Source organism: Bradyrhizobium elkanii WSM2783, from assembly GCF_000472865.1.
Taxonomy (GTDB): Bacteria; Pseudomonadota; Alphaproteobacteria; order Rhizobiales; family Xanthobacteraceae; genus Bradyrhizobium; species Bradyrhizobium elkanii_A.
Map to the genome: position 1 here is coordinate 1 of NZ_AXAP01000180.1, position 5,378 is coordinate 5,378.

The window sequence follows — 5,378 nt, forward strand, 5'->3', positions numbered from 1 at the left end:
CCTACTTCCGTCTGCCGCTGGTGCACCGCAAGCACATGAAGTCGACCAACATGCTGGAGCGCCTCAACGAGGAGATCCGGCGGCGCACCTACGTGGTGCGAATCTTCCCCAATGCCGAGAGCTGCCTAAGGCTGGTGCGGGCGCTGACCGTCGAGCGCCACGAGGCCTGGCTCGAGGACCATCGCTATCTGAACATGGACCTCTTGAAGGAGCACAAGAAGGAGACNCTACGCCGGGCGGCCTGACAATGCTCAGGCCCACCAAGGGGATGGGCCACCCCCTCTCCGCCGCCGTCGCTCGCCAGCGCTGCGCTTGGGGCGAGCGAGCGACGGCGGCTCCGAGGGGATGGCTTGGCCGGACCCCATGATCAATTTTGCTGAACTTGACGCACAGAACTAAGCAGAGCGAGCCACACCGGGGCTGAAGTTGCAGGCTACGTCGCAACCTGTCGGTTCATGTTGCACAATTCCGGTCTTAATTTTGATCTCGTGCAGTTATACGGCTCCTTCCCCACTTTATCTGGCGCCAGTAAGCCGTCGTACCAAGGCGTCGAGTCTAGATCTCATTTTTCGATAGTCGGCTTATGTACCGGATCGATAAGAACTTGCCGCTGAGAACAAACGTGCTCCTCGGTTGTACGATATCAAGAATGGCGGCTGGAATCTCACAAAGACGTTCATCGTCGGGCTGCCGCTCGACGAGGGTGGGCACCGGGAGGCGGAGGTTGTTGAGGACCAGATACGATTCGTGCCGACGCTCATCTCGAAGATGAAATGCCGCGCCGCGGTTCGCCGTTCGGTCGGCTATGGCATCACGATTGGAGCGCCCGCGCATGGCGAAGGCTTGGATGCTGCTATGGTTGAATGTTCGCGTTCGCCGGATCACTCGGGAGCGTCAGCCCTCGCCCTTTTCCCACGCCGGCCCCGTCTCGGCGGCGCCAGCTCCGGAGTTGTTCGTATGTTGAGCATCGGGTTGGTCAAGCTTCCCAGTGTGCGATCGTATCACCCGAGCCTTCTGAACGATAATAGGATTCCTGCAGCGAAGGTGCACCGCTGAGCACATCTGCAGCCCAGCTGCGCACACCTCTGCTGCATAAGCTGAAACTCCTCTACACACGCTATTCAACCAGTACCGGGCCCGCCGCTTCGGGTCCATTCGAATTTACCTTCATATTCGGTGCAGTTCTTTTCGATCCCACACATATCGTTCCTGATACTGTTCGCCGCATTCGACTCGCATGCACCGCGCGCAGTGCACCAACCATGACGTAAGCCAAGACTGCGGCCCCTAAGCCGGCGAATGCTGGATAACTCTCGCCTTTCCCCTGCCTACGAAAGCTAGATTGTCGCGACTATTTGCATGACGAACCTGCCGCGACTGAGACAGCGTCGTGAGAGGCAGCTTCAGGCGCGCCGACAAAGCCCTGGTACGAGCCTTGCTTGATGAAGGGCAAGACCATGTGCTTCGCGCCGAGCCGCCGGATTCCTTCCGCCTTGGTGTCTGGCTCCGGACATGGATGTCTTCAACCGGACACGGTTGAACACAACAACACGCAGCGTCAAACGATGACACGGTAACAGTCGTTGTCCAAAGGAGAGAAGCTTGTCCGGTATTGCAGGCGCTTTTCTGTTGCCAAGCCGTTCACAAAAGACGGTTTACGATCGGCTCAAGCACATGGTTCCGAAGCTTGAAAACCGTGGACAGGCGGGGTTCGGCGTTGCCGCGTTCATGCATGCAAAAGGTTTTCAATATACAAAGTCATGTCGGCCACCACGCGACTTCGCAACGATTGATTATGATGAACAGGGTGCGAATTTCAGGCCACATGTAGCGATAGCACATATTCGTACTCCATCTTCCCGGGAGAACAGTGACGGCGACGTCCAGCCCCTTGACAACCATAAAGCCGGCCATCGCCACTTGACCGTTTGTTTGAACGGCGCTTTGGCCAACGCTGATGAACTTAAGGAAGAACTGCTTGCCCAAGGCTATCGGTTTGGCAGCAGAACGGATGCAGAGCTTCCGCTCAAGCTTATTGAGCGCATTTGTCAAAAAGACTATTGGCAGCACGCTTTGCCGGTTGATTACGAGAAAGTCTTTCGTGACATTGATGTCCGTATTGATGGGGCCGTCATCGCACTTTTATTGGATGGTCAAGGTAATCTAACTGCTTTCCGCAATCGTAGTGATTTGCGGCCTTTGGAATTCATGAAAACCGAAGACGGTTTTGTACTCTTTGCCTCCGAAAATTGCGCTTTCTCCGGACAAGGCCAAGCGGACGAGATATTGCCAAGTCACATCAAGTATGTGGACGGACAAACGGGAGATTGCATCACTCGCTTTGTTGGCCGTGCTGGACACAGCCCAAAGCTTTGCGCCTATGAGACGCTCTATCTAGGAAATACGAAAACGTCGATACGAGGCCACTCTCATCTGAGCACCCGTCACAATATAGGCGTTACCCTGGGTCGAATTATCTCGCCGACTTTAGTGGTCGAAACGGGCTCCGCCCCCATCATCGTTTCTTCCATGCCGCGTACAGGAAAGCCGTATGCCGATGTTCTATTCGCATCTCTGGCCGAACAACAGGGTGCCCTCGTTCGAAGGCACGAAGTGATCGCAACATGCTGTTCGGAGCGCACGCTCATAGGCATCGCTGGCGAACGCAAATCGCTTATCGCGCAAAAGTACCGGGTCGCAAGCAAAGACGTTACAGGCCGAACCATAATTATAGCCGATGAGGCGCTCATTCGCGGCGATACAAGCCGGGCAGTGACGGAAATGCTCCTTGCCGCCGGGGCCAAGGCTGTGCATTGGGCAATCGGTTCTCCGCCCATCGTAGCGCCAAATTACTACGGCATGGGTATCGACACGATTGATGAGTTGGCGTTCTGGAAAGTCTGGAAAACATTGCCACCCGAAGCGCGACAGAACAGTCTGCGTTTCCATAAAATCGAGTCGCAAACGCTCACGGTGATCGAAAGGCACATTGCTTTGTCCATCAATGCTGCCAGCGTCACTTGTCTGCCCTTTCATTCTCTCGTATCCTTGCTGCCGCAGGGGCATGATGGAATCGATCTATCTCCGTTTACGGTCGAGATGCCAACTCCTGCGGGGCAAAAACGCGCGAACGAAAACTTGAATAGATTGGTCGCCGATCTCGCCTTCACAAAAGTATCCGCTGCCTGAGGTCACGATGAAGCCGGCTCTTGTATTCGATTGGAACGGCACTCTGCTCGACGATGCCGATGCCTTGCTGCAAACGACGAACGCCATTCTGAGCCGGTTCGGCCGCGCTGCCATCGACATGCAAACTTTTTTGGACCAGTGCGACGTTCCACTTTCCGTCCTTTACCGCAATCTCGGAATGTCGGAACGCGAAGTCGAAACAGTGGATAGCGATGGCAGCGCTATTTTTCACGACACCTACGAGCCGCTGGCGAGCAAAGCCGATCTGCGCGACGGCGCCCGCCGCATTTTGGAAACGGCGCGTCAACAGGCCGTTTCCACCATCATTCTGAGCAACCATATAGTCGAACCCCTCCGTACCCAATTGCGAAGGCTTGGAATCGACGATTGCGTCGATGAGGTTCTGGCCTTTGAAAGCCGCGCTACTCAATACAAAAGCATGAGCAAAGGCGAACGGCTTCAGCTGTACATGCAAACACACAATCTGAACCCTGGGTCAACCGTCTTCATCGGGGACATGCCGGTCGAAACGGATATTGCACGCAATCTTGGCTTGATCAGCGTAGCCATTACCGGCGGGTTTGTGTCCGAGTCGCGTTTGCACGCGGCGCAGCCGGACTACCTCATTGATAACCATCATAAGCGGCTGCGCGTTCTGCAAGAAACCGGCTTTTTTCGAAATGCATAGTGAGCGAGAGCATGACTGGAAATCCATTATCGACCGCAACGCCTATGCCAGCGCGACAAAAGATCGGCCTGATCGGCGCAGGAAACATGGGAACCGGCATAGGGATCAGTCTTTTGCGTCATGGCGCCGAATTGCATATCAAAGCCAACAAGAACCGTAGGGGTGCGGAACGTTTAATCGGCATGGGCGCTTGTGAACGTGCTTCCATTGCTGAATTGGCCAGGCATGTAAATGTCGTCGTTTTGTCCTTGCCTTCAAGCCGCGAGGTTGAGGCAGTCTGTCTTGGGCAACACGGATTGTTCGCGAATTTACCCCGACAGAGTCTGATACTTGACTGCACAACGTCTCATCCTGCTTCAACGCTCGTTTTGGCCGAACAGGCCCAAAAGCATCGCTTAGCCTTTATAGATGCCCCCGTAACGCGAAGCCCTGAACATGCAGAGCAAGGACGTCTCAACGCCGTTGTTGGATCGGATGGGAAAAGTTTCCGTATCGCTGCCGATATTCTTGCTGCGTTTTGCGAGAACATCGTCCCTGTCGGCGATGTCGGGCAAGGCCATAAGCTCCAGCTGGTCTATAACGGCATGACGATGGGCATAGCGGCGGTAACTGCTGAAACTTGCCGGTTTGCCGATGGCCTTGGCGTTGATCTTGCAACCTTACGCTCGTTAGTCAGTCGCGGCGCGACCAACAGCGGAATATTCCAGAATTTCGCAGCCTTTATGTTGGGCGAAAGACCGGATGTTTTGGCGATATCCATTACCAATGCCGCAAAGGATATTGATTGCGCCGTGCGGTTAGCAGGCGAAACCGCAATAGCAGTGCCGGTTCTGACTGCCGCCGCGCAAAAATTACACACCTCTGTTGCCGAAGGCAAAGGTGAACTCACCTTACCTCATCTCGCGCTTCTCTGAGGACAACGGATGACATAGTAACAGCACCCGAAAAACTGGTGTGCTGCAGACTTCGATGACCGTCGCGATTTCGGCAGTCGGCGGTTGTTCCTGACCCGGCAAGGTGCCGCAAATGTTGCTTTCGATTCTTTTCTCCTTCCCTACCGGTGCTGCCCTGAACATTTCGCTGACGGTGGATGGGCGCTGTCGCAGAAGATCGAACACAGTTCCGCTTAATCTGCGATTGGCTTCTCGCTGAACGACAAATCCTGAAAATTTGTGCAACCGTACAGCAGTCGCCGAAAATATGCCGAAAAGATAGGGCACTTGAGCTATGGCCGAAATTGGGTGATGGGGCCGATCAGGCGGCGCGGTTAGCTGGCGTCGTCGATTCTGCGACGCCGTCGGTAAATTTGACGCCGGCAATGACCCTTGGCAACTGATTTTCGCCCTTCAGCCGGCGCCAGGTTTTGGCGGCGCTCATGACGAGCTTGAAGACCATGAGCCTTGCCGTCTTGTGCGACAGGCTTCCCTTGGAGCGGACGGTCCGGTGGCGGACTGTGGCGAAGACGCTTTCGATCGGGTTGGATGTGCGCAGGTGGTCCCAA

5 protein-coding genes and 1 pseudogene are annotated in these 5,378 nt (G+C 55.2%); 5 read left to right on the forward strand and 1 reads right to left on the reverse strand.

Translation table 11 applies throughout. From position 1 onward, the window contains the following. The 5 genes from YY7_RS56110 to YY7_RS56120 all read left to right on the forward strand — a co-directional run. Window positions 1-245 (forward strand): transposase (locus tag YY7_RS56110; RefSeq protein WP_035693224.1); only part of this gene is annotated, 245 nt, incomplete at its 5' end. Between the two features lie 388 nt (window positions 246-633). Next, window positions 634-1,056: a hypothetical protein gene (locus tag YY7_RS0149355; RefSeq protein WP_028169370.1), complete on the forward strand. Its 423-nt coding sequence runs from the start codon at window positions 634-636 to the stop codon at window positions 1,054-1,056. Window positions 1,057-1,602: 546 nt separating this feature from the next. Then, window positions 1,603-3,189 carry a hypothetical protein gene (locus YY7_RS56115; protein WP_245287707.1) on the forward strand — a complete coding sequence of 529 codons (1,587 nt, stop codon included), beginning with the start codon at window positions 1,603-1,605 and terminating at the stop codon, window positions 3,187-3,189. A 7-nt stretch (window positions 3,190-3,196) separates the two neighbouring features. Then, window positions 3,197-3,877, forward strand: coding sequence for an HAD family hydrolase (locus tag YY7_RS0149365; RefSeq protein WP_028169371.1), 681 nt, complete (start codon window positions 3,197-3,199; stop codon window positions 3,875-3,877). An 11-nt stretch (window positions 3,878-3,888) separates the two neighbouring features. After that, complete coding sequence (locus tag YY7_RS56120; protein WP_051397382.1) at window positions 3,889-4,791, forward strand: NAD(P)-dependent oxidoreductase; 903 nt, start codon at window positions 3,889-3,891, stop codon at window positions 4,789-4,791. 340 nt (window positions 4,792-5,131) lie between these two features. Here YY7_RS56120 and YY7_RS0149375 read toward each other — a convergent pair. After that, window positions 5,132-5,378: pseudogene (locus tag YY7_RS0149375) on the reverse strand (IS256 family transposase); the annotation flags it as partial.

What these genes read in the sequence shown, in the direction of transcription:
- YY7_RS56120 (WP_051397382.1), top strand. Translation starts at nt 3,889, where the DNA reads ATGACTGGAAATCCATTATCGACCGCAACGCCTATGCCAGCGCGACAA.
- YY7_RS0149365 (WP_028169371.1), top strand. Translation starts at nt 3,197, where the DNA reads ATGAAGCCGGCTCTTGTATTCGATTGGAACGGCACTCTGCTCGACGAT.